Genomic DNA, 23,261 nt, shown 5'->3' on the forward strand with positions numbered 1-23,261 from the left:
GAGGTTCGATGCCCATCACAAGATCCGTAGCGCGGCGGCGGACCGCGGTGACCGCGCCGCTGGCCGCGGCCGCGCTCGTCCTCGGCGTCACGCCCGCACTCCCGGCGTCGGCGGCCGCTCCCCCATCGGCTGTTCACGAGCGTCCAGGCAAGACGCCCGTCGATCTGGACGCGTTGTTCGTCGGCGCGCACCCCGACGACGAGTCGGGCACGCTGTCCACACTCGGCCAGTGGAACGAGGATCACGGCGTGCGCGCCGGCGTGGTGACCGTCACCAGGGGCGAGGGCGGCGGCAACGCGGTCGGGCCCGAGGAGGGCCCGGCGCTCGGCCTGCTGCGCGAGGCCGAGGAGCGCTCCGCCGTCGGCAAGGCGGGCGTGCGCGAGGTGTTCAACCTCGACGACGTCGACTTCTACTACACGGTGAGCGCGCCGCTGACCGACCAGGTGTGGGGCGGCGACACGCTGGAGAAGGTGGTCAGGGTCGTCCGCCAGACCCGGCCCGAGATCATCCTCACCATGGACCCGGCGCCGACGCCGGGCAACCACGGCAACCACCAGGAGGCGGCCAGGCTGGCGATCGCCGCCTTCTACGCGGCCGCCGACCCGAAGAGGTTCCCCGAGCAGATCACCAAGGAAGGGCTGAAGCCGTTCGCGCCCGCCCGGCTGCTCACCAGCGGGGCGCGCGGCACCGGCCAGCCCGGGGAGGCGTGCTCGTCGACGTACAAGCCGGCGAACCCGGCGCAGAACGTCTTCGGCGTCTGGAGCGGCCGCACCTCGGCGCGCCAGGGCAAGACGTGGGCGGCGATCGAGCGTGAGGCGCAGCGCCAGTACGCCTCGCAGGGCTGGGCCGGCTTCCCCGACGTGCCGTCCGACCCGCAGCAGCTCGGCTGCGACTTCTTCACCCAGGTGGACGCGCGGGTGCCGTTCCCCGAGCCGGGCAGCGCGGCCGCCGCGGCGCCTGCGAACATCCTGGACGGCGCGCTGACCAGGCCCAAGGGCGGCGTGCCGCTCGGCACGCGGTTCTTCCTGCGCACGAGCGACTTCGACGTGCGGCCGGGCGCCGCGTTCACGGTCGAGGCCGAGGTGAGCGCGCCGCAGCGGGACCGGCTCGGCCGCTCCACGGTGGCGCTGCGGGTGCCGGAGGGCTGGCAGGTCACCGGCTCGGGCGACCTCGGACGGGTGCGGGCCGGGCAGACGGCGAAGGCCACGTTCACGGTCACGCCGCCCGCGCAGGCCGAGCCGGGCCGGGTGCGCGTCGCGGCCACCCTCACCACCGAGAACGGCGGCGGCTACACCGACCGGCAGGTCGAGGTGAGCCCGCCCGTACGCGCCGCGCAGCAGCCGCTCCCCCAGGTCGCCCAGTACGAGGAGTGGACGGCCGAGGTCGGCGTGCCGCAGCTCGGCGGCATCGTCCAGCCGGTGCTCACGCTGCCGTCGGGCGGCAGCCGCGAGGTCGGCGTGGTCGTCACCAACGTCGGCTCCGAGACCCGCTCCGGCACCGTGCGCATCGACCTGCCCGGCGGATTCACCGCCGAGCGCACCGAGGCGCCGTTCGAGGACCTGGCGGCGGGCGAGTCGGTGACGGTGCCGTTCAAGGTGACCAACTCCGACCCGTCGCTGAAGACCTCCAACGAGGGCGGTGACTACGCGTACACGATCACCACGACGATCGACGGCGGCGGCTCGGCCGTCACCAGGCCCGCGCTCGAACTGGTCCCGGCCACCACGGTGCCGCAGGCCGAGACCGCGCCGGCCGTGGACGGCGCGGAGGGCGACGGCGAGTACACCGGTGACACGCTCGACATCTCCCGCCGGTGGGAGGGCAGCGAGTGCGCGTCGGCGGCCGACTGCTCGGGCACGGCCAAGCTCGCCTGGCACGACGACACGCTGTACGTGCTGGTGCACGTGAAGGACGACGTGCTCGGCACCGCGCTGGAGTCCTCCGACTGCAAGCGGCACTGGCGTACCGACGCGGTGGAGGTCACGCTCGACCCGCGCGGCGCGTCCGAGAACACCTCCACCACGTTCAAGACCGCGGTCCTGCCGGTCACCGCCGAGGGGCCGCCGTGCTTCCTGCGGGACGCCGACAACCGCCAGGGCCCCGGCGAGGAGACCGCGCCCGGCATGAAGGTGGCGTCCACGACCGGTGACGGCGAGTACACGGTGGAGATGTCGATCCCGATGGAGGTGCTGCCCGGCGCGGTCGATCCGGAGCACCTGGGGCTGAACATCCTCGTGTACGACTCCGACACCCAGGACAAGACCGGCCAGACCCGTATCGGCTGGTCGACGTGGGGCGGGGTGCAGGGCGACCCGTACCGGTGGGGCGTGGCCAGGCTGCCCGGCTACCAGCCGCCCGCCGACCGGCCTGTCACGCCGCCCGAGCCGGTGATCCCCGACACGGCGCTGTCCAGCCTGGACTCGCCGCAGACGCTGGAGCAGTCGGTGCGGGTGAACGTGCCGCCCGCGGGCGCGCCGGCCGCCGACCCTGCTGCGCGTGTGGTGTCCGCGTCGAGTGGGCGTGATTCCGTACGGGTGCGGCTGCAGGCCGGGGAGCCCGGCGAGGCGCACCTGTTCGTCCGCGACGCCGAGGGCACGGCCGGGAGCGAGGTCGTGAAGATCTCCCGCAAGGGGGTCACCACCGTCACCGTGCCGGTGACCCGCGTCCCGGGCGAGGGCGCGACCGTGCTGGCGGGCTGGGCGGCCCGCGACGGCGGCACGGCGGCGGCATCGGCCCCGCTGCGCTGAGCCCTGCTCAGGGGGACGCCGGCTCCTGTCGTCACTTTCTGTGATTGTCCGACTACAATCCGGGTAGATGTGCAGGAGCCAACGTCCCCCCCGTGCGGCGTTCCCCTCTCCGCCGCGCGCGCACGAAAGGGAGCCCCCATGCCCGGACTCGACCGGTGCGCGACCATGCCCGTCCATCGCCGCCTGCTCGCCTCATCGCCTCGCTACGCGCTCGCCCTCGCCGCCATCGAGAACGAGACGTTCGCCAGGAGGACCGCCAGGGCGCCCGGCAGGGAGGAGGTCGTCACCATCCCCGTGGTGGTGCACGTCGTCCACCACAGCCCTGAGCAGGACATCGGGCAGGAGCAGATCGACAGCCAGCTCGAGGTGCTCAACGCCGACTTCCGGCGGGCCAACCCCGACGTGAGCAAGGTGCCGCAGGTGTGGCGGGACCTCGTGGCCGACGCCCGGCTGGAGTTCCGCCTGGCCGAGACCGCCCCTGACGGCTCGCCCGCCACCGGCGTCGTGCGCGTCTCGACGGACGTCACCGGCTTCTCCACCGATGACCGGGTCAAGTTCACCGCCCGGGGCGGCTCCGACGCCTGGCCCGCCGACCGCTACCTCAACATCTGGGTGTGCGAGCTGGACGACGCGCTCGGCTACGCCGCCTTCCCCGGCGGGCCGCCCGAGCTCGACGGGATCGTCATCCGGCACTCCGCGTTCGGCACCACCGGCACGGCGGCGGCCCCGTACGACGGGGGCAGGACCGCCACCCACGAGGTCGGCCACTGGCTCAACCTGCGCCACATCTGGGGCGACGACGGCGACGGCTGCTCGGGCAGCGACTTCGTCGACGACACCCCCAACCAGGCCGGCCCCAACCACGGCGCGCCGTCCTTCCCCCAGGTGAGCTGCGGCAACGCGCCCCACGGGGACATGTTCATGAACTACATGGACTACGTCGAGGACGCGGCCATGTTCATGTTCACCAAGGGCCAGGCGGAGCGGATGGACTCGGCGCTGGCCGGGCCGCGTTCGTCCTTCCTGACGCCGCGGCTGCGGGAAAGCATGCGCGCCGCCGCCCCCAGCTGACGCAGGTGGCCGGCCCGCGTAGGTCATCCGCATGGCAAGTCGCCGGGCCCGGTCGTCAGTGCTGCTCACCCCGGCTGCGAACATGGGGAGCATGCGTGTTGTGGTGATCGGAAGCGGCATCGTGGGCGCCGGCGCGGCCTACCACCTGAGCCGCAGGGGCGCGGCGGTGACCGTCGTGGACGGCGGCTTCCCCGGTGAGGCGACGCAGGCGGGCGCCGGCATCGTCTGCCCGTGGGTCGACCACCCCGAGGACGACGACTGGTACCGCCTGACCCGCGAGGGCGCGCGCCACTACCCCGGCCTGGTCGAGGAGCTGGGCGAGGACATCGGTTACGCCAAGGTGGGCGCGCTGCTGGTGGCCGAGGACCCGGTCGATCTGGAGCCGGTGCGGGCGCTGCTGCGCCGCCGCCACGCGGGCGCGCCCGAGATGGGCGAGGTCGTGGACGTCCCGACCCCCGTCGAGCTGTTCCCGCCGCTGTCCGACACGCTGAGCGCGCTGCTGGTACCGGGCGCGGCCAGGGTGGACGGCCGCTCGGTACGCGACGCGCTGCTCGCGGCGGCCGTGGCCAGAGGCGCCGAGGTCCGTACGGGCACCGCCACCCTGACCCCCGGCGGTCAGGTCCTGCTGCACCCCACCGAGGATCAGCCCGGCGGGCCTCTCGCTTCTCCAGCCTCTTCCCGGGCCGTTTCTCCCGGGGACACGGCTGCTGTCTCCGGGGCCGCCGGTTCCGCTGCTGCCGGGACGGACGCATCCGAGACGGCGGCGCAGAAGGCGGCTCGCCCGGGGACGGAGGGCGCGGAAACGGACCGGCGGGGAGCCGCCCGGCCGGAGGCTGAGAGGCCGGCGGCAGGTGGGCGGGAAGCGGCCGAAGCCGCCGGCGGCGGTGACTCGTGGCGGCAGTCGGCGCCGGTCGCCTCCGCGCCTTCGATGCCCGGCGTCTGCAAGACACCGACGGGCGAGGGCGTGCCGATCGAGGCGGACAGGGTGATCGTGGCGGCCGGGGCGTGGACCGGTGAGGTGTGCCGGCCGCTGGGCGTCGAGCTGCCGGTCTTCCCGCGGCGCGGCCAGATCCTGCACGCCACGCTGGAGGGTGTGGACACCGCGTGGTGGCCGATCATCCTGCCCCGGCAGGGGCCGTACCTGCTGGGCTTCCCCGACTCGCGGGTGGTGATCGGCGCGACGGTGGAGGACGTCGGGTTCGCGCCGCGCGTCACGGTCGGCGGGCTCGACGAGGTGATCGAGGCGGGGCTCAGGGTGGCTCCGGGGCTGGCCGGTGCGACGGTGTCGGAGACCCGGGTCGGCCTGCGCCCGGTCTACGCTCCCGGTCCGGCGCTGATCGGGCCGGTGACCGATCGGGTGGTGGTGGCGACGGGGCTGAGCGCGTACGGGCTGACGGCCGGCCCGTTCGCCGGCGAGATCGCCGCCGCGCTGGTGCTCGGTGAGCGGCCGCCGATCGACATCACGCCGTACCTGCCACCGAGAAGCCCCTGACATCGGGCCCCAAAATCGGTCACTGAGCGCGATAAGCCACCCTGCCCGTCAAGTACGACAAGCAGCAACGTAAGATCGGATACCTCCCCACCGGTGACGTCGTGGGGAGGCCGCCTTGCCGCTGCTCGCACTGCTCCTGCTGCTGCTCGTGGTGCTCGCCGGCTGTGCGGACCCGAAGGCGGTCGCGCCCCCGTCTCCGTCCGCCAGTCCCCCGCCGTCCTCCGCGGCTCCCGCACCCAAGCCGCTGGCGCCCCGCCATCGCGGACGCGCGCCCGAGCAGGAGGTCCGGGTGCCGCACTCCGCCTCGGGCCGGTACGCCGTCGTCCCCGGGTCCGACCGGGCCAGGCGTGGACGGGGCGCGCTCGTGCGCTACCTGGTGGAGGTGGAGCGGGGGCTGCCGTTCGATCCCTTCGCGTTCGCCGCCGAGGTGCACCGCACGCTCAACGACGTCCGCGGCTGGGCCCGTTTCCAGCGCGTGGACCACGGCCCGGTACGGGTGCGCGTCGCGCTGTCCAGCCCGCGCATGACCATCCGCCAGTGCCTGCCGCTGCGCACCGGCGGCGAGCTGTCCTGCTGGAACGGCCGCCGCTCGGTCATCAACGCGCTGCGGTGGGCGAAGGGCGTCCCGCAGTACGGCGGCGACCTGGCCGCGTACCGGCGCTACCTGATCAACCACGAGGTCGGCCACGCGCTTGGCCACGGTCACCGGCGCTGTCCCGGCCCCGGCAGGCTCGCGCCGGTGATGGTCCAGCAGTCGAAGTCGCTCGGCCGCTGCCGCCCCAACCCCTGGCCGTACCCGCACGGCGACCACGACAAGCGCCGCTAGCTCCGCACCGGGGCCGGTGGCGCATGCCGGCGGGGCTGCCGAAGCCGCGTAGCGGGCCGGGCGATGGCGAGGGCAGCGCCCCGGAGGCCGCGCGGCGAGCGGGGCCTGGCGGGGGCGGTGAGCAGGCAACGCCGCGTGGCGGGCGGGGGCGGCGTTCCCTGGCGCCGAAGCTACCGATAGGTTTCCATCAACCGGACGAGTCGCCGCTTCGGTGACGGGGCCCGGCAACGCCGTACGCCGCCAGGAAGCGCGGGGGGCGCCGGCGGCGGCCGGTTCCCGGTCATCGCCGGTTGAGCGATCACGACCGTCTGACCTATCGCGATATATCGTAGAAGCGGAAACATCGGGGAGTCCCGCCGATCGGGACGCGAGAACTTTCCAGGGGAGTGTGAGCGATGGCAGGGATGCGGACGGCACGGCGGATCCTCGCGGGCGGCGCGGTCCTGGCCGCGGCCGGCTGGGCGCTGCGCGAGGTTCCCGCCGAGCTGGGCATGCGGCCGCTGGCGTCGGGGCCGGACCGGGCGGCGCGGATCCGGCGCTCGCCGCAGTTCAGGGACGGCGCGTTCGTCAACACGATGTCCGAGCCGGCGACCGTGCCGTCAGGGCCGCCCGTGAGCATGCTCGGCGAGCTCGCCACCGACCGCTCCCAGCGGCGCCCCGCAGGTCCCGTTCCGCTGCGCATCCCGCCGTCCGACGCGCCGCCCGCCGACGGCGTGCGCGCGATCTGGTACGGCCACGCCTCCACGCTGGTGGAGATCGAGGGCCGCCGGGTGCTGTTCGACCCGGTGTGGAGCCGCCGGGTCTCCCCCTCGCAGCTCGTCGGCCCGAAGCGGCACCACCCGGTGCCGGTGGAGCTGCACGAGCTGCCCGAGGTGGACGCGATCGCGATCTCCCACGACCACTACGACCACCTCGACATGGCGACCGTGCAGACGCTCAACCGCACGCAGAAGGCGCCGTTCATCGTGCCGCTCGGCATCGGGGCGCACCTGGAGCGGTGGGGCGTGGCGGCGTACCGGATCATCGAGCTGGACTGGGACGAGGAGACCGAGGTACGCGGGCTGCGCTTCGTCGCGACGGCGGCCCGCCACTTCTCCGGCCGGACCCTGACCCGCAACGACACGCTATGGGGCTCCTGGGTGGTGGCCGGTCCGACCAAACGGGTGTTCTACGCGGGCGACTCGGGCTACTTCGACGGCTACAAGGGCATCGGGAGCAAGCACGGCCCGTTCGACCTGACGCTGATGCCGATCGGCGCCTACAGCCCGGCCTGGCCGGACATCCACATGAACCCGGAGGAGGCCGTCAACGCCCACCTCGACCTGGGCGGCAAGCTGCTGCTGCCGGTGCACTGGGCGACGTTCACGCTCGCCCTGCACCCGTGGGCGGAGCCCGTCGACCGGCTGTGGCGCGAGGCCAAGGCGCGCGACGTGCGCATCGCGGTGCCGCGGCCGGGCGAGGCCGTGGACGTCTCGGCCGCGCCCACGGTCGAGGGCTGGTGGGAGATGCTCACCTGAGCACCCCGGCATAGGGTTCGGATGTGAGCAATCTGGAACGCGAGCCGCGCGAGATCCGCTGCGGCGCCGGTGCGGCCGATGAGCGCGAGGTGCTGACCGGGCGCGAGGTGCCGCTCGGCGGTCCCCGCGCGATGCTGGTCAGCAGGACCCTCCCCCACAAGCACCGCCGCATGATCGGCGCGTGGTGCTTCGTCGACGCCTACGGGCCGCAGGTCGCCACCATGCGGGTGCCGCCGCATCCGCACACCGGCCTGCAGACCGTGAGCTGGCTGGTCGAGGGCGAGGTGCTGCACCGCGACAGCATCGGCTCGCTGCAGGAGATCCGTCCCGGGCAGCTCAACCTCATGACGGCGGGGCGCGGCATCTCGCACTCCGAGGAGTCGCCGCAGACGACGCTGCACGGCGTGCAGCTGTGGGTGGCGCTGCCCGATGCGCACCGGCAGGTCGCGCCCGGCTTCGAGCACCACCCCGAGCTGCCCGGGCTGGCCGGGCCCGGCTTCCGCGCCCGCGTCATCATGGGCACGCTCGGCGGGGTGACCTCGCCCGCCACCGCCTACTCCCCGCTCGTCGGCGCCGAACTGGACGTCGAGGGGGAGGCCGAGGTGCCGGTCGAGCCGGGGTTCGAGCACGGGCTGCTGCTGTTCGACGGTGAGGTGGCCGGGGCCGAGCGCGGCGCGCTGGTGTACCTGCCGCCGGGCCGGACCTCCATCCGGCTCGCGGGGCGCGGGCGGGTGCTGCTCATCGGCGGCGAGCCGTTCGGCGAGGAGATCGTCATGTGGTGGAACTTCGTCGGCCGCTCCCACGAGGAGGTGGCCGCGTACCGGAAGGAGTGGATGGAGGGCGAGGGGTTCGGCGTCGTCGAAGGCTTCGACGGGGAGCCGCTGCCCGCGCCCGTCCTGCCCGGCACGCGGCTCAAGCCGCGCGGCCGCGTCCGCTGAGGACCCACCGCCGGGGTGCCCTGGGCGGACAGGTCCAGCGGGCCGTCCCCACCATCTCGGGCTGCGGGCCGCGCGGCCCCGCAGCCGTCAGGTGAGGCGTTGTGCCTTGCTGAGCAGGCGCTGCGCCACCACCACGAGTGCCAGGAACGCGCCGCTGACCACCTGCTGGAACGCCGACGTCAGGTTCCCCACCTGGTTGATGAGGCTCTGGATGACGCCGAGCAGCAGCACCCCGGCCACCGACCCGGTGATGCCGCCGGCGCCGCCGGTCAGCAGCGTGCCGCCGATCACCACGGCGGCGATGGCGTCGAGTTCGAGGCCGATGCCGAGGATGGTGACGCCGGAGGAGAGCCGGGCGGCGTTGAGCGCGCCGGCCAGCCCGGCCAGCAGGCCCGACATGACGTACACGTACACCTTGGTACGGGCGACGGGCACGCCCATCAGGGCCGCCGCCTGCTCGTTGCCGCCGATGGCGTAGACGTTCTGGCCGAATCCGGTGCGCTGCAGCAGCACCATGGCGAGCAGCGCGAGCAGGGCGGTGATGTAGACGGGCCAGGTCAGGCCGAGGATCCCGCCCTGGCCGAGCGCGGCGAACGCGGGGTCCTCGACGAGGTAGGTGGTGGCGCCCTCGTCGGAGATGGCCAGCATGAGCCCGCGCACGCCGAGCAGCCCGGCCAGGGTGACGATGAACGGCGCCATCCCCGTACGTGCGATGACCAGCCCTTGCAGCAGCCCGACGACCCCGCAGACGGCGAGCGGCAGCAGCAGCGCCACGAGCAGGCCGTACTGGGAGCCGTAGGCGGCGAGCACGCCGCCCAGGACGAACAGCGACCCGACGGACAGGTCGATGCCGCCGCTGATGATCACGAACGTCATCCCGATGGCGATGATCGCCAGGAACGACGAGGAGACGACGACGCTGGCGGCGTTGCCCGCCGTGGCGAAGGAGTCGAAGGCCAGGCTGCCCACGACGACCAGCAGGGCCAGCACCATGACGGCGCCGTGCTGCTGGATGAGCCGGCTCACCTGTTCGCGGTTCATCGGGTCCCCCGCTTCCTGGTGGCGTAGACGGCGGCCAGGATGATGACCGCCTGGACCATCTGGGTCCATGACTGCGGGAGGTTGTGCTTGATCAGCGTGGCCGACAGCAGCTGCATGAGCAGCGCGCCCATGACCGTGCTGAGCACCCTGATCCGCCCGCCGGTCAGCGGCGTGCCGCCCACGACGACGGCGGTGATCGCCGACAGCTCGATGAACAGGCCGAGCGAGGTGGGGTCGCTCGCCTGCAACCGGGCCGTGGCCAGCACGCCGGCCAGGGCGGCGAGCAGCCCGGAGATCACGTAGACGGTCAGCAGCACCCGCTTGACGGGCAGGCCGGACAGCTCGCTGGCCGAGCGGTTGCCGCCGATGGCGACGACCTGCCGGCCGAACGTCGTACGCCGCACCACGAACAGCACGATCACGGTGAGCGCCGCCGCGATGATCACGATCACCGGGATGCCGGCGACGGAGCTGCTGCCGAGCGCGATGAGACCGGGGTTGCGGAACTCGACGAGCTGCGGCACCAGCACGTTGGCCAGGCCGCGGATGCCGACCAGCAGCGCCAGCGTGGCCACGATGGGTTGCACGCCGACGTAGGCGACCAGCGCGCCGCCCGCCGCCCCCACGACGGCGCCGCCGATCACCGCCACGAGGACGGCGGGCAGCCAACCGTAGCCGAGGTAGAGCACGGTCAGCGCGGCGGCGAGCGCCATCACCGAGCCGACCGACAGGTCGATGCCCTGGGTGCCGATGACCAGCGCCATGCCCAGCGAGACGATCACGACGGGGGTGACCTGGACGAGCTGGGTGCGGAAGTTGGACGCGTCGAGGAAGTGCGGGGTGAACAGCACGTTGAACAGCAGCAGCACGAGGACGGCCGCGTACACGCCGTAGTCCTGCACCCACGCGTACACCTGGGGTTTGAGCACGGCGACCCGGGCGCTCCCCCTGGAGGTCAGCTCAGCCATCGCTCTGCTCCGCGATCGTCGCCATGATCTTCTCCTCGGTCACCTCGTCGCCGGACAGCTCGCCCACGACCGCGCCCTCGCGCAGCACGAGGATCCTGTCGGCGCCCTCGACCAGTTCCTCCAGGTCGGAGGAGATGAGCAGCACGCCCAGCCCTTCCTGGGCCAGCTCGTCGATCAGCGCCTGCACCTCGGCCTTGGCGCCGACGTCGATGCCGCGGGTCGGCTCGTCGAGCAGCAGCGCCTTGGGCCGGACGGCCAGCCAGCGGGCCAGCAGCACCTTCTGCTGGTTGCCGCCGGACAGCTCGGAGACGAGCTGGTGCGGTGATGCGGCCTTGATCCTCAGCCTCCGCATGAAGATCTCGACCACCCGGTCGATCTTCGCCTCCGACACCACCCCTGCCCTGCCGAGCGAGGGCAGGGCGGCGAGCGCGATGTTCTCGCGTACGGACAGCGTCGGGATGATGCCCTCGGCCTTGCGGTCCTCGGGCAGCAGGCTGACGCCGGCCTTGATGGCGGCGGCGGTGGAGCCGCCGCGCAGCGGCATCCCGGCCACCAGGACCTGCCCGCCGTCGAGCGGGAGCGCGCCGACGATGGCCTTGGCGGTCTCGGTACGGCCCGCGCCGAGCAGGCCGCCGAGCCCCACGACCTCGCCGGGCTCGACGCTGACGTTCACCCCGTCGAGGACGTGCTTGCGGGTGAGCCCGCGGGCCTCGACCACGGGCGTGCGCGTGCCGTCACCCTGCCGGTTCTCGCTGGAGCGGTCGCGGGAGAAGCGGGTCATGCCCCCGGAGCGGACCTCGTCGAGGTCGCGGCCCAGCATGAGGGAGATCAGCTTCAGCCGGTCGAGCTCGGCGAGCGGCCCGGTGTGCGCGAGGCGGCCGTCGCGCAGCACCGTGACCTGGTCGCACACGGCGTACAGCTCGTCGAGGCGGTGGCTGACGTACATGACGGCGATGCCGCTGTCGCGCAGCCGCCTGATGACGCCGAACAACGTCTCGACCTCGCGCGGCTCCAGCGATGACGTGGGCTCGTCCATGATGACGACGCGGGCGTCCACCGAGACGGCGCGGGCCAGCGCCACCATCTGCTGGGCGCCGACGCCGAGCGTGCGCAGCGGGCGGCGCACGTCGGTCTCGACGCCGTAGCCGGCCAGCACCCGCTCGGCCTCCTCGTACATGGCGGCCGTGTCGATGACGCCGAACCTGCCGCGCGGCTCGCGGCCGAGCAGCAGGTTGCGGGCCACCGACATCATGGGGACGAGGTTGACCTCCTGGTAGATGGTGGAGATGCCGGCCCGCTGCGCCTCCATGGGGGTGCCGAAGGAGGCGGGCTCGCCCTTGTAGAGCAGCCGGCCCTCGTCGGGGCGGTAGACGCCGGTGAAGACCTTGATCAGGGTGGATTTGCCGGCTCCGTTCTCGCCGACGAGGGCGTGCACCTCGCCCGGCCGCAGGGCGAGGGACACGCCGTCGAGCGCGAGGACGCCGGGGAAGCGTTTGCTGATCCCGCGCGCCTCGAGTACCGGTTCGTCGGTCTGCTCGGCCAAGTCAGTACGCCTCACCGAGGGAGTCCTTGGCGTTGGTGGTGTCGTAGTCGCGGTCGGAGATGATCACCTTGTCGGGGATCGGCTCGCCGTCGAGGAACTTCTGCGCGGTCTCGAAGGCGAGCGGCCCGAAGCGCGGGTTGGACTCGATGACGGCGTGCAGCCAGCCGTCGGCGATGGCCTGCACGGCGCTGCGGGTGCCGTCCACCGAGACGATCTTGATGTCGCCCGGTTCCTTGCCCGCGCCCTTGAGCGCCGTCACCGCGCCGAGCGCCATCTCGTCGTTCTCGGCGTAGATGCCGTTGATGTCGGGGTTGGACTGGATGAGCTGCTCGGTGACCTGCTGGCCCTTCTCACGGGCGAACTCGCCGGTCTGCTCGAACGCGATCGTGATGTCCGGCGCCTTCTCCTTGACGCGGTCCTTGAAGCCGTTGGTGCGCTCGGTGGTGACGTTGTTGCCGGGGGCGCCGAGCAGGATGGCCACCTTGCCCTTGCCGCCGAGCGCCTCGATCATCCGGTCGGCGGCGCGCTTGCCCTGCTCGTAGAAGTCGGAGCCGATGAACGTCAGGTAGTCGCTGCACGGCTTGGCGTTGATCTTGCGGTCGACCGTGATGATGGGGATCTTCTTGGCCGCCGCCTGCTGGAGCACCGGCTCCCAGCCGTCGGAGTTGAGCGGCGCGATGACGAGCAGCTGCACGCCCTGCGCGATGAGCTGCTGCACGTCGGTGATCTGCTTGGAGAACTGCGACTGGGCGTTGGTCACCTTGAGGTGGGTGATGCCGAGTTTGGCCGCCTCGTCCTTGATCGACTTGGTCTCCGCGATGCGGAACGGGTTGGCCTCCTTCTCCGACTGGGAGAAGCCCACCGTCGCCGTCTTGAGGTCGAACGTGGTGCCGCCGAACTGCTCCAGCGTGCAGGTGGGGCCGGCCGTGCCCGTGGGCGACTGGACGACCTGCCGGCCCGCCGTGCCGGTGGGGGCGGGTGCGCTCTGCGGCTCCTCCGCTTTCGCGCAGGCCGTCGCGGTGAGGAGGACGGCCAGAGCCAGCGCGGCCGTCCGGAGATGGGGGGTCATCGCGGTTCCCTTCTTATCAGGTCCTGCCGGTGCGCGCCCGGGCCCGTGCGACGGTGCCCGTCCGACGGTGCCCGTGCGACGGTGCCCGTCCGACGGGGTCCGGGCGCGCGGGGGGTTCAGCTGCAGGGCGGGTTGATCGCGCTCGTGAGCCGCTTGTGGGCGTCGTGGAGGCGCTTGACGTCGGGCTTGGTGACGGCCCGGTCGTACGTCATGAGGCCGTTGATCTCGGTCTCGACGTCCGTCGTCTGGGTGTAGATCGCGGCGCTGAGCTGCTCACAGGCGTGCAGCCGCTCCAGCTCCTCGATCATGCCCACGTACCGGTCGGTGAGGGCCTGCGGGTTCGGCTCGACCGCGTAGCCCCAGCCGCCGCCGGACCAGGTGTGGCCGACGACCGGCAGGCCCAGGCCGCCGTACTCGCCGAGCACGGTCGCGCGGGTGCCCTCCGGCTTTCCGGGGTTCCCGGGGCCCGGGTAGATGTGGAAGTCCTTGACGTCGCCGTTGCCGCCGTCCACGGCGCCGCAGCAGTTGACGCCGCTCATGTTGTTCACCAGGCGGGTTGGGTCCCAGCTCTTGACCAGGTCGGCGATGCGGGCCTGGTCGTACTGGCCCCAGCCCTCGTTGAACGGCACCCACATGATGATCGACGGGACGCTCCTGTGCTGGTCGATCATCCTGCGCAGCTCGGTCTCGAACTGCTGCCTGTCGTCGGTCTTGAAGGCCGACGGCATGTCCTGCCAGACCAGCAGGCCGAGCTTGTCGGCGTGGTAGTACCAGCGGTCGGGCTCGACCTTGACGTGCTTGCGGACGGCGTTGTAGCCGAGGGCCTTGGTCTGCTCCAGGTCGTAGCGCAGCGCCTGGTCGGTCGGCGCGGTGTAGATGCCGTCCGGCCAGAAGCCCTGGTCGAGCGGGCCGATCTGGAAGACCGGCTTGCCGTTGAGCAGCATGCGGTTGCCGGACAGGCTGATCTCGCGCATGCCGAAGTAGGACGTCACCTTGTCGTCCTTGAGGCGGACCTCCAGGTCGTACAGGTGCGGGTTCTCGGGCGACCACAGCTTGGGGTCGCGTACGGGGATGCGCAGCTTCTCGCCGACCTTGCCCCGTACGGTGCCGACGACACGGCGGCCGTCCTTGGCGATCACGGTGGCGGTGCCGGGGGTGCCGTGCACGGTGACGTACACGGCCTGGCCGGGCACGTCGGGGACGGTGTCCACGCGGTCGACGCGGGCCTTGCCGACCGGCTCGATCCAGACGGTCTGCCAGATGCCGGAGACCGGGGTGTACCAGATGTTGCCGGCTTCGAGCCGCTGCTTGCCGACGGGCTGCGAGCCCCGGTCGGTCGGGTCGTACACGCCGACGACCAGCTCCTGCTTGCCGGTGCGCTTGAGAGCGTCGGTGACGTCCACGCTGATGCGGTCGTAGCCGCCCTTGTGGGTGGCGACGCGCTTGCCGTTGACGTAGACGGTGGCGTCCCAGTCGACGGCGTCGAGGTGCAGCAGCAGCCGCTCGCCGCTCCAGGAGCGCGGCACCTCGAACGTGCGGCGGTACCACATGCGCTCCTCGTGCCGGCCGATGCCGGACAGCTGCGACTCGACGGGGAACGGCACGGTGATCCGCTCGGGCAGGGTGCGGCCGATCGGCGCGGCCTCGCCCTCCTTCGCCGGGGCGAACTGCCAGACGCCGTTGAGGCTGCGCCAGCGGTCGCGGGCGAGCTGCGGCCTGGGGTACTCGGGCAGCGGGTTGTTCTTGTCGACCTTGTCGGTCCAGCGGGTCTTGAGCACGTACGTGGAGAGGTTGACCACGCCGGCGTGGGCGTAGGCGGGCAGCGGGGTGCCGTCGGCGTAGGTGATGCCGCCTTCACCGTCGTACGAGGTGCGCACGGTGGTGCCGGCCTTGGCCGGGATCGGGTACTCGAGCGCCAGCTCCACGGTCTCCGGGCTCTTCTGGACGGCCGAGGTGACCGGCCAGGCGGCGTTGCCGACGGTCAGCTTGAGCTTGCCGGCCGCGTCGGCGGGCAGCGGGGCCAGGGGCTCCGAGTAGGTGAGCGTCACCGCGTCGCCGGCGGTGTTCACGCGGGCGTCGTACGGTCCGGCGGGCTGGAAGTCGGCCGGCACGGTGAACGCCTCGGTGGGCACGATCTGCTTCGGCTGGCTGGGGCTCTGCCAGCGCAGGCGCAGGTGGGCGCCGCCGTAGTGCTCGAAGTACTCGACCTTGATGTCGTACTTGCGGCCCGCTTCCAGGGCGATCGGGGTGCCGACCTGCTCGATGTCCCAGTCGTCCACCCAGTGGTCGATGATCAGCTGGTCGTCCACCCAGAGGCGGAACCCGTTGTCACCGATGATGGAGAACGTGTAGGTCTCGGAGTATTTCGGGGTGATCTGGCCGGTCCATCGGACGGTGACGTCGTCCTCTCTGCCGGTCAGGAGCTGGAACGTGGGGTTGAGGTCGGGAAGTTCCAGATTCGGGTCGATGATGCTCGCTTTGAGCTCGGCGAAGTCGAACTGCCCCGGCCCCGAGGCCAGGTAGTAGTCGCCGCGCAGCCCGTTCCGCTCGGGGAGGGCCGCCGTTCCTGCGGAGGCGGTTGCCGGTAGCTGCCATAACACGGCCGTCAGCACGGCCAGCAGCAACGCGAGGCGCTTGCGCACGGGGAGTGTCCTTTCGGAAGGCGCCGATCAGGTTCGGACAGCTTTTGACCCTGACAGGCACCAAAATAAGCACCGATGGACCAAGCCGGTCAAGATTTCCGATCAGATTCGTTCGCGTTCGGTCAGAGGTGAACTGATGTTGGCGGGTCGACTATGATCGGCTCGTGAGCGACACGCAGAGTGACGGACGCAGGCCCGTGTTCGCCGCCGAGCGCCGCCAGCGCATCCTCGAGCTGGTGCGCGCCAACGGCGCCGTGTCGCTGCGCGAGCTGGCCCAGGCGGTCCGCTCGTCCGAGGTCACCGTCCGCCGCGACCTGCGCGCCCTGGAGTCCGAGGGCCTGCTCAACCGCCACCACGGCGGAGCCACCCTGCCGGGCGAGCTGTCCCGCGAGACCGGCTACGCGCACAAGGTCTCGCTGGAGTCGGCGGAGAAGGCCGCGATCGCCGATCTCGCCGCCGCGCTGGTCGAGGACGGCGACGCCATCGTGATCGGGCCGGGCACCACCACGCAGGAGTTCGCCCGCCGCCTGACCAGGCACTCAGAGCTGGCCGTGGTGACAAACTCGCTGCTGGTCGCGCAGGTGCTGGCCGGCTCGCCGCGCATCGAGGTCATGATGACCGGCGGCACGCTGCGCGGCTCCATCCTCGCCCTGGTCGGCAGCGCGGCCGAGCACTCACTGGCCGGGCTGCGGGTCCGGCGGGCGTTCATCTCCGGCAACGGGCTCACCGCCGAGCGCGGGCTGTCCACGCCCAACATGCAGGTCGCGGGCGTCGACCGGGCGCTCGCCGCGGCCGCGGAAGAGGTCGTGGTGCTGGCCGATCACACCAAGATCGGTGTCGACACCATGGTCCAGACCGTCGCGCCCGACCGCATCGACCACCTGGTGACCGACGACGCCGCGCCCCGCGAGGTCCTCGACGACCTCAGCGCGCGCGGCGTGCGGCTGCACGTCGCCCAGTTCTGATCAGCCGGTTGTACGTCGCCCAGTTCTGATCAGCCGGTTGCACGTCGCCCGGCTCTGATCGGCCCGCGCCCGCACGCGGCCCGATTGTGAGCGGCGCGCCCCCGCCCCGCACGCGGCCCGATCCTGCGCGGCACACCCCCGACCCGCACGCGGCCCAATTCTGGGCGGCCTACCCGCGCACGTCGCCCGAGTCCGATCGGTGCGGTTTCTGATCGCCACACTGATCGAATGTGACAAGGCCGTTACTGTAATGTTTCCTTCCTCGATCACCATCGAGGCGGAGGCAACCGTGCTGCAGGTGGCTGGCGTTCTCAAGGCGTTCCAGGGTGTCACCGCCCTCGATCACGTCTCCCTGTCCGTACGCGCCGGCGAGGTGCACGCCCTCATCGGCGGCAACGGCGCGGGCAAGTCCACCCTGGTGAAGGTGCTCTCGGGCGTCTACCCGCCCGACGCCGGCGAGCTGCGCTTACTCGGCGAGCAGGTCCGCTTCGCCGGGACCGCCGACGCCAAGCGAGCCGGCATCGCCACCATCCACCAGGAGACCAACCTCGTCCCGACCATGAGCGTGGCCCGCAACCTGCTGCTCGGCCGTGAGCCGCGCGGGCGGCTCGGGCTGATCGACTCCGCGGCCGTGCACGCCAGAGCCGAGGAGCTGCTGGCCGCGTACGGGCTGGAGGTGGATGTACGCCGCCCGCTCGGCTCGCTCGGCGAGGGCGCGCGGCAGATCGTCGCGCTCGCGCGGGCCGCGTCCGCCGACGCCCGCCTGGTCATCATGGACGAGCCCACGACCGCGCTCGACCACGGCGAGCTGGAGGTGCTGTTCAGCGCGGTGACCCGGCTGCGCGAGCAGGGCCGTTCGGTCATCTACGTCACCCACCGGCTCGAGGAGCTGTACGGCATCTGCGACCGGGTCACGGTGCTGCGCGACGGCCGGGTCGTGCACACCGGGCCGCTGGCCGGGCTCGACCGGCTGCGGCTCGTCTCGCTCATGCTCGGCCGCCCCTTCCACCCCGCCGCGCCGTCCCTGCCCGCGGGCGAGCCCGACGTGCCCGCCGACGAACCCGTCCTGGAGGCCAAGGGCCTCACCCGGCACCACATGCTGGACGGTGTCTCGCTCGCCATGCGGGCTGGGGAGGTCGTCGGGCTCGGCGGTCTGCTCGGCGCCGGGCGCAGCGAGACGGCCCGCGCCATCGCCGGCGTGCTGCCGGTGGACGCCGGTCAGGTCACCGTCGCCGGTGCTCCCGTGCGCAAGTGGTCGATCAGGAGCGCCGTACGCGCCGGGATCGGGCTGGTGCCGGAGAACCGCAAGACCGAGGGCATCGTGCCCACCCTGTCCGTACGCGACAACATCGCCCTGGCCGCGCTCCCCCGCCTGTCGCGGGCCGGCATCGTATCCGACGCGCAGATCGACAACATCGTCGCCACCTTCATGCGGCGGCTCGGCATCAAGGCCGTCTCCCCCCGCCAGCCCGCCGGCGAACTGTCGGGCGGTAACCAGCAGAAGGTGCTGCTCGCCCGCTGGCTCGCCATGCACCCGAAGGTGCTGCTGCTCGATGAGCCGACCCGGGGGGTGGACGTCGCCACGAAAACGGAGATGCAGGCGCTGCTCGACGAGCTGGCCGTGGACGGGCTCGCGATCCTGCTCATCTCGTCCGATGTGAGCGAGCTGGTGGAGAATTGCGACAGCGTGGTGGTGCTGCGTGACGGCGCGATCACCGAACAGCTCACCGGCCCCGAGGTCACCGAAGACCGCCTGTTGGCCGCCCTCGCCAAGGACTGACCACCCCGGCCGCCAGGCGTCCCGCCCCCGGCACGGCACGTTCGCGGGCACACACAGGCTCGCCGCGCCAGGTGTCCGCCGGCCGCGGGGTCCGGCGCAGAGGCGTGCTCACGTTGTTGCGCGGCCCGGCGCAGCGGCGCGCTCCCGGTGTCGCGCCCCAGCACGACGATGACGGCAACAGACGCCGCCCAGCGCGACGGCACACCACCGCGAACCCGGCCCCGCGCAACGGTCCACGCAGCCACCCATGACCCGCCTCCACGGCGCACCACCGCAGACCGGCACCGCGCAACGGCCCTCTCCCACCCCACGCGGCTCAGCGCGACGGCGCACTCTCGTCCGGCATAACCCGGCACGACGGCGCGTTCCACGGACGCGACTCGGGGGGCGGCGCACTCTCCCCTTTGCGTCTCAGCACGACGCGAAGGTGTTCCGACGCAGCCCCGACCGGGTTGCGCGCGCCCGAAGGCGCGAGGCTGCGCGAAGCCGCGCGTTTCTGCGGGCCCGGGCGCGCCCGGCACTGCGGACGCGCCCGGCGCTGTGGACGCGCTCGGCACTGCGGACGCGCCCGGCACTGCGGACGCGCTCGGTGCGGTGGCGGGACGGCCGAAGCGGTCCGCGCCACGCGATCACGGACCTGCTCGCCACAGGACCACGTGGTCACCGGCCCTTTCGCGGCCGGACCACGCGGTCACAGAACGTCTCGCCGCCGCGTCACTGCTGGTCGCGGTCGCGGCCCTTGCGGACTCTCCGGACGACGAGGTGGCGGCCCAGCAGCACGGAGCCGGGGACGACCGCGAAGCCGAGGAGGCTGGTGCCGAGGCCGAGGCCGATGTCGGCGTCCAGGAGTCCCCTCTCGCCCCTGAGTACGGGCACGCCGAGCGACACGCTCACCGACACCGACAGGAGCGGACCCCGGCCGGCGGGCTGCTCCGGCTCGTTGGTCACGGGCGGTGGCGGCTCTTGGGTGTCAGGCGGGTTGGGTGCGGGCGGGTCGTCGTCGCGAGGCGGCGTCGGCCGGATGGTGGTCGGGTCCGCGGTGGGCTGACGGGTGGGCCGGCTCGTCCTGGTCGGCCTTCGGGTCGGCTCGCGGGTGGGCCGGCTCGTGGTGGGCCGCTGGCTCGGCCGGGTCGTCGGCCGGGTCGTCGGCTGGGTGGTGGGCCTGGTGGTGGGCGGGGTCGTGGGCCTGCTCACCACGGGCGGCCTGGTCACCGGGCGGACGGGGGACGTGACCGCCGGTGTCAGCGCGGTCGGCTCGCTCGCCGTGGGCGACGCCTCGGTGCGCGTCGGCTCGGGCGTGGGCGTCTCCCGGGTCGGCGACGGTGACGGCGAGGACGGGGCGGGCGTCGTCGGCGGGGGCAGCGCCACGGTGGCGGGCGGCGGTTCGGTCACGCTGCGCGGGTCGGGCGCGTCGCCCAGGATCGCGAACGTCGACACGACGGCCACGGCCGTCGCCACCACCAGGCCGCCGGTCATGGCGAGCTTCCCGGCCGGCGAGAGCGCGCTGTGGAAAAGGCTCGTCCCCGTGCCGGGCTCCGGGACGGCGGGCGGCTTCGGCAGCAGCCCGGCCAGCGGCACGACGAGCGCCGCCATCCTGGCACGGCCGCGCTCCTCCCACTCACTCCCGTACGCCGTCCGCGCCGTGTCCTCCAGCTCCTCCAGGAACGCCAGCGCCGACTCGGGACGCTGCGCCGGGTCCTTGGCCAGGCCGTGCTCGATCAGGGGGCGCAGCGGCGCCTCGATGTCGTCGATCGGCGGCGGCAGGTGCTGGTGCTGGTAGGCGAGGGCGGCGATGTTCTCGCCGTGGAAGGCGCGGTGGCCGGTCAGGCACTCGTAGAAGACGAGGGTGGCGGCGTAGACGTCGGTCGCGGGCCCGGCCGGCGCCTCGTCCCATTGCTCTGGGGCCATGTACGAGGGCGTGCCCGCCAGCACACCCGTCTCCCCGACCCGGGCGGCCACGCCGAAGTCGACGAGCTTGCTCTCACCCTCCTGGGTGATCATCACGTTCTCGGGCTTGAAGTCGCGGTGCACCACGCCGTGCCGGTGCGCCTCCGCCAGGCCGAGCAGCGAGCCCTTCAGCACCGACAGCGCCGCCTGCGGGCCTGTCGCACCCTCGTTGCTCAGCAGCCGCCGCAGGGTGACGCCGTCGACCAGCTCCATCACGATGACCGCGTCGTCGTCGCCCTCGACGTAGTCGAGCACGCGGGCCGTGTGCGGGCTGTCGATCTCCTGGATGAGCCGCGCCTCTTCCCTGAACCGCGCGACGAACGCCTCGTCCTCGCGCAGCTCACCGGAGAGGTGCTTGATCGCCACGTGTAAGCCGTCGGAGTCGCGGACGGCGAGCATCACCCGGCCGGTTCCGCCGTGCCCGAGTTCCCGGATCTCTGTGTAGCCGGGAACCTCCATGGAGACCTCCTGACCGGATAAAGATCCTTATATCAGGACGCTAACCCGATGTCACCACACGTGTCGACCCCCTCCACCGGAAGTGACGGCGACAGTGATCGGATCGGTATGGCCGCTAGGCGTGGGCCCTTCTGCGGCTCAGGAAGCGGATCGCCACGGTGATCGTCCAGGCGGCGGCGACGCCCAGCAGCAGGAGCAGGACGAAGACCAGCGTCGGGAGCCAGGGCCATCCCGGTCCGGTCAGCTTGACGTCGACCACCGGGTACTCCAGCGTCTTGGCGGCGAACCTCGCCGTCGCCACGTCGTACGTACGGGCGATGTCGCGCAGCACCGCGTCGAAGGCGAACTCCCCGGTCGTGTGGAGGTACTCCGGACGGAGATCGCCGACGCCCGGCACCTGGCGGCGCGCGGCGTCCAGGCCGGGCACGAGGAGCCGGTCGAGCCCGGTGGCCGCGGCGGCGAGGGTGGCGCGGGGGACGAACGTCAGGCCGTGCTCGGAGCGGACGGGGCCGTCGGCGACGGCGATGGTCCGCCCGACCACGGACTGCTCGGTGTAGGAGTTGAACACCGAGGCGAGCTCCAGCTCCCCGACGCCGTCGGTGAGCAGCACGCCGATGTCCGACGGGCCGGTCTGGTAGGAGGAGTTGAGCGGGGCGACGAGGTCGGCGAGTTCGAGGCTGCGTACGGGGATGCTCGCGGGCGCGCCGGGCGAGTAGTGCCGCCAGTGCACGGCGTCGGCCGCCTGGCGGGCCGCGGGAGCGTCGGCCAGGCGCTCGACGATGCGCAGGGCGGCGTCGATGCCGGACAGCACGCCCGCCGCGGTGATCACGTCGCCGTCGTCGACGTACCGCATGCCGCTTCGCCACTTCACGGCGGGGAAGTCGGCGCGCAGGCCGCGCATGCGCAGCCAGTGCGAGGTGGCGGGACGGCCGTCGAGCAGCCCGGTGCGGGCCAGCGCGCGGGCGCCGTTGCAGACGCTGACGGTCAGCGCGCCGGCGGCCGACTGCCGCCGCGCCCAGGCGTTGATGGAGGCCAGCTCGGCGGGCTCAGGCGTCTGCATCGCGGGGAAGATCACGGCGTCGAGGGTGTCGCCCTGGCCGGACATGAGCCGGTCGAGCTCGTCGAACGTCATGTCGGGGACGAGGTCCAGCCCGCCGGTCATGTGGATCAGCCGGGGGCCGGCGGAGACGACGTAGAGATTGAACCGGCCGGTGCGGGCCAGCACCTCGTACGGGCCGAGCAGGTCGGCGGCGTTGGTGCCGTTGCCGCCGGTGAGGAAGGCCACGGTGGGCTTGGCCGGGTCGTGGCTCTTGGCCGCGGGCGCGACCGAGACGGCGTCGGCGCGCGCCTCGTAGATGTCGCCGAACCTGCCGATCGTGCTGGCCGCCGAGACCGCGCCCGGGATGAGCAGCACGATCAGCACGGAAGCCGCGCCCTTGAACCACTTCCCCCGGACGGTGAAGCGGGGCAGGGCGGCGTACTCGTCGCGGCGCCTGAACACGGCGGCCGCCATGAGGATGTACATCGCCCAGTGGCCGATCATCGAGACCTGGGCGACGCCGAGCAGGCCCAACCAGAACAGGACTAACAGGACGAGGAAGGGCGCGAAAATGATCGCCACCATCTCGCCGATGGCCTGCTTGCGGTGGCGGCGGACGGCCATCCAGAGCGCCGGGACGACGGCCATCTCGGCGACCATGATGAGCAGCCGGACGTCGGCACGGGTGCTCGCGGGCAGCAGCGCGTTGCCCGCCATGCCGAGCAGCAGCATGCCGAGGTTGACCGCGATGACCAGCTCGGCGTAGTGCCAGAGGAGGCGGCCCGCCGTACGGAGCGCTCCCGTGCACGTCTCCTTCTCCGTCATCGCCCGGCCTCCGATGGCCCAGCCGCGCTCAGCCGCTGGTCGATGCCTGGATGGCGGGTTCTGCCCGCTGACGTTCCGCCCCGCATGATCGCCCCTTCCCACCGCGCATATGAGTCACCTCCGGATGGTGTTCGACCTGCGCTTCCAGGACAAGGACATAGACCGGACATCCACCGGACATTTCCCGATAGCGGTGGCGTGGGGCATCGGGCGCGGTTCCGGCGTTCTCGGTGGGGACGCGGGTGGGACGTCAGTGGAGCGACGGCGAGACTCAGACGGGCGCTGGTCGGCCGGAGGCTGGTCGGCCGGAGGCTGGTCGGCCGGAGGCTGGTCGGCCGGAGGCTGGTCGGCCGGAGGCTGGTCGGCCGGAGGCTGGTCGGCCGGAGGCTGGT

Annotated in this window: 15 protein-coding genes; 8 read left to right on the forward strand and 7 right to left on the reverse strand. The window is 72.5% G+C overall.

The window, feature by feature from the left end; all coding sequences use genetic code 11:
• Nucleotides 1–8 precede the first annotated feature (8 nt).
• The 6 genes from AB0K67_RS05370 to AB0K67_RS05395 all read left to right on the forward strand — a co-directional run bounded on the left by AB0K67_RS05370 (nucleotide 9) and on the right by AB0K67_RS05395 (nucleotide 8,591).
• Nucleotides 9–2,747 (forward strand): sugar-binding protein, encoded by a 2,739-nt coding sequence (locus tag AB0K67_RS05370; protein WP_364053234.1) that lies wholly within the window; start codon nucleotides 9–11, stop codon nucleotides 2,745–2,747.
• Between the two features lie 138 nt (nucleotides 2,748–2,885).
• Nucleotides 2,886–3,818, forward strand: coding sequence for a zinc metalloprotease (locus tag AB0K67_RS05375; protein ID WP_364053237.1), 933 nt, complete (start codon nucleotides 2,886–2,888; stop codon nucleotides 3,816–3,818).
• Between the two features lie 91 nt (nucleotides 3,819–3,909).
• Nucleotides 3,910–5,310 carry an FAD-dependent oxidoreductase gene (locus AB0K67_RS05380; RefSeq protein ID WP_364053240.1) on the forward strand — a complete coding sequence of 467 codons (1,401 nt, stop codon included), beginning with the start codon at nucleotides 3,910–3,912 and terminating at the stop codon, nucleotides 5,308–5,310.
• Nucleotides 5,311–5,425: 115 nt separating this feature from the next.
• Nucleotides 5,426–6,136, forward strand: a complete 711-nt coding sequence (locus AB0K67_RS05385; protein WP_364053243.1) for a DUF3152 domain-containing protein — start codon at nucleotides 5,426–5,428, stop codon at nucleotides 6,134–6,136.
• 395 nt (nucleotides 6,137–6,531) lie between these two features.
• The gene (locus AB0K67_RS05390; protein ID WP_364053246.1) at nucleotides 6,532–7,653 is read left to right on the forward strand and encodes an MBL fold metallo-hydrolase; all 1,122 of its coding nucleotides are present in this window, start codon (nucleotides 6,532–6,534) and stop codon (nucleotides 7,651–7,653) included.
• 23 nt (nucleotides 7,654–7,676) lie between these two features.
• Entirely contained in the window at nucleotides 7,677–8,591 is a 915-nt protein-coding gene (locus AB0K67_RS05395; protein ID WP_364053249.1) for a pirin family protein, read from the forward strand.
• Nucleotides 8,592–8,678: 87 nt separating this feature from the next.
• On the opposite strand, the gene AB0K67_RS05400 is transcribed toward AB0K67_RS05395, so the two are convergent.
• The 5 genes from AB0K67_RS05400 to AB0K67_RS05420 form a co-directional block, all read right to left on the reverse strand.
• Entirely contained in the window at nucleotides 8,679–9,632 is a 954-nt protein-coding gene (locus AB0K67_RS05400) for an ABC transporter permease (protein ID WP_364053252.1), read from the reverse strand.
• A complete protein-coding gene (locus AB0K67_RS05405) occupies nucleotides 9,629–10,600 on the reverse strand; it encodes an ABC transporter permease (protein WP_364053255.1) in 972 nt (323 codons plus the stop codon). The genes AB0K67_RS05400 and AB0K67_RS05405 overlap by 4 nt, the downstream gene beginning before the upstream one ends.
• A complete protein-coding gene (locus AB0K67_RS05410) occupies nucleotides 10,593–12,158 on the reverse strand; it encodes a sugar ABC transporter ATP-binding protein (protein ID WP_364053258.1) in 1,566 nt (521 codons plus the stop codon). Before AB0K67_RS05410 ends, AB0K67_RS05405 begins: the two co-directional genes overlap by 8 nt.
• A complete protein-coding gene (locus tag AB0K67_RS05415) occupies nucleotides 12,145–13,212 on the reverse strand; it encodes an ABC transporter substrate-binding protein (protein ID WP_364053261.1) in 1,068 nt (355 codons plus the stop codon). Before AB0K67_RS05415 ends, AB0K67_RS05410 begins: the two co-directional genes overlap by 14 nt.
• Nucleotides 13,213–13,328: 116 nt before the next feature.
• A complete protein-coding gene (locus AB0K67_RS05420; protein ID WP_364053264.1) occupies nucleotides 13,329–15,854 on the reverse strand; it encodes a PA14 domain-containing protein in 2,526 nt (841 codons plus the stop codon).
• A 164-nt stretch (nucleotides 15,855–16,018) separates the two neighbouring features.
• Here AB0K67_RS05420 and AB0K67_RS05425 point away from each other — a divergent pair, with 164 nt between their 5' ends.
• Together AB0K67_RS05425 and AB0K67_RS05430 are read left to right on the forward strand one after the other, a co-directional pair.
• A complete protein-coding gene (locus tag AB0K67_RS05425) occupies nucleotides 16,019–16,819 on the forward strand; it encodes a DeoR/GlpR family DNA-binding transcription regulator (RefSeq protein WP_364053267.1) in 801 nt (266 codons plus the stop codon).
• A gap of 289 nt (nucleotides 16,820–17,108) precedes the next feature.
• Nucleotides 17,109–18,599, forward strand: coding sequence for a sugar ABC transporter ATP-binding protein (locus tag AB0K67_RS05430; protein ID WP_364053270.1), 1,491 nt, complete (start codon nucleotides 17,109–17,111; stop codon nucleotides 18,597–18,599).
• 714 nt (nucleotides 18,600–19,313) lie between these two features.
• On the opposite strand, the gene AB0K67_RS05435 is transcribed toward AB0K67_RS05430, so the two are convergent.
• Together AB0K67_RS05435 and AB0K67_RS05440 are read right to left on the reverse strand one after the other, a co-directional pair.
• Complete coding sequence (locus AB0K67_RS05435; protein ID WP_364053273.1) at nucleotides 19,314–21,005, reverse strand: serine/threonine-protein kinase; 1,692 nt, start codon at nucleotides 21,003–21,005, stop codon at nucleotides 19,314–19,316.
• Nucleotides 21,006–21,120: 115 nt separating this feature from the next.
• Entirely contained in the window at nucleotides 21,121–22,869 is a 1,749-nt protein-coding gene (locus AB0K67_RS05440; RefSeq protein WP_364053276.1) for a DJ-1/PfpI family protein, read from the reverse strand.
• Between the last annotated feature and the right edge of the window lie 392 nt (nucleotides 22,870–23,261).

This window comes from Nonomuraea sp. NPDC052634, assembly GCF_040678535.1.
Classification (GTDB): domain Bacteria; phylum Actinomycetota; class Actinomycetes; order Streptosporangiales; family Streptosporangiaceae; genus Nonomuraea; species Nonomuraea fastidiosa.

Excerpts from the sequence above, each read along its gene's own strand:
- AB0K67_RS05370 (WP_364053234.1), top strand. The coding sequence starts at position 9 with ATGCCCATCACAAGATCCGTAGCGCGGCGGCGGACCGCGGTGACCGCG.
- AB0K67_RS05375 (WP_364053237.1), top strand. The coding sequence starts at position 2,886 with ATGCCCGGACTCGACCGGTGCGCGACCATGCCCGTCCATCGCCGCCTG.
- AB0K67_RS05380 (WP_364053240.1), top strand. The coding sequence starts at position 3,910 with ATGCGTGTTGTGGTGATCGGAAGCGGCATCGTGGGCGCCGGCGCGGCC.
- AB0K67_RS05390 (WP_364053246.1), top strand. The coding sequence starts at position 6,532 with ATGGCAGGGATGCGGACGGCACGGCGGATCCTCGCGGGCGGCGCGGTC.
- AB0K67_RS05400 (WP_364053252.1), bottom strand. The coding sequence starts at position 9,632 with ATGAACCGCGAACAGGTGAGCCGGCTCATCCAGCAGCACGGCGCCGTC.
- AB0K67_RS05405 (WP_364053255.1), bottom strand. The coding sequence starts at position 10,600 with ATGGCTGAGCTGACCTCCAGGGGGAGCGCCCGGGTCGCCGTGCTCAAA.
- AB0K67_RS05415 (WP_364053261.1), bottom strand. The coding sequence starts at position 13,212 with ATGACCCCCCATCTCCGGACGGCCGCGCTGGCTCTGGCCGTCCTCCTC.
- AB0K67_RS05435 (WP_364053273.1), bottom strand. The coding sequence starts at position 21,005 with ATGGAGGTTCCCGGCTACACAGAGATCCGGGAACTCGGGCACGGCGGA.
- AB0K67_RS05440 (WP_364053276.1), bottom strand. The coding sequence starts at position 22,869 with ATGACGGAGAAGGAGACGTGCACGGGAGCGCTCCGTACGGCGGGCCGC.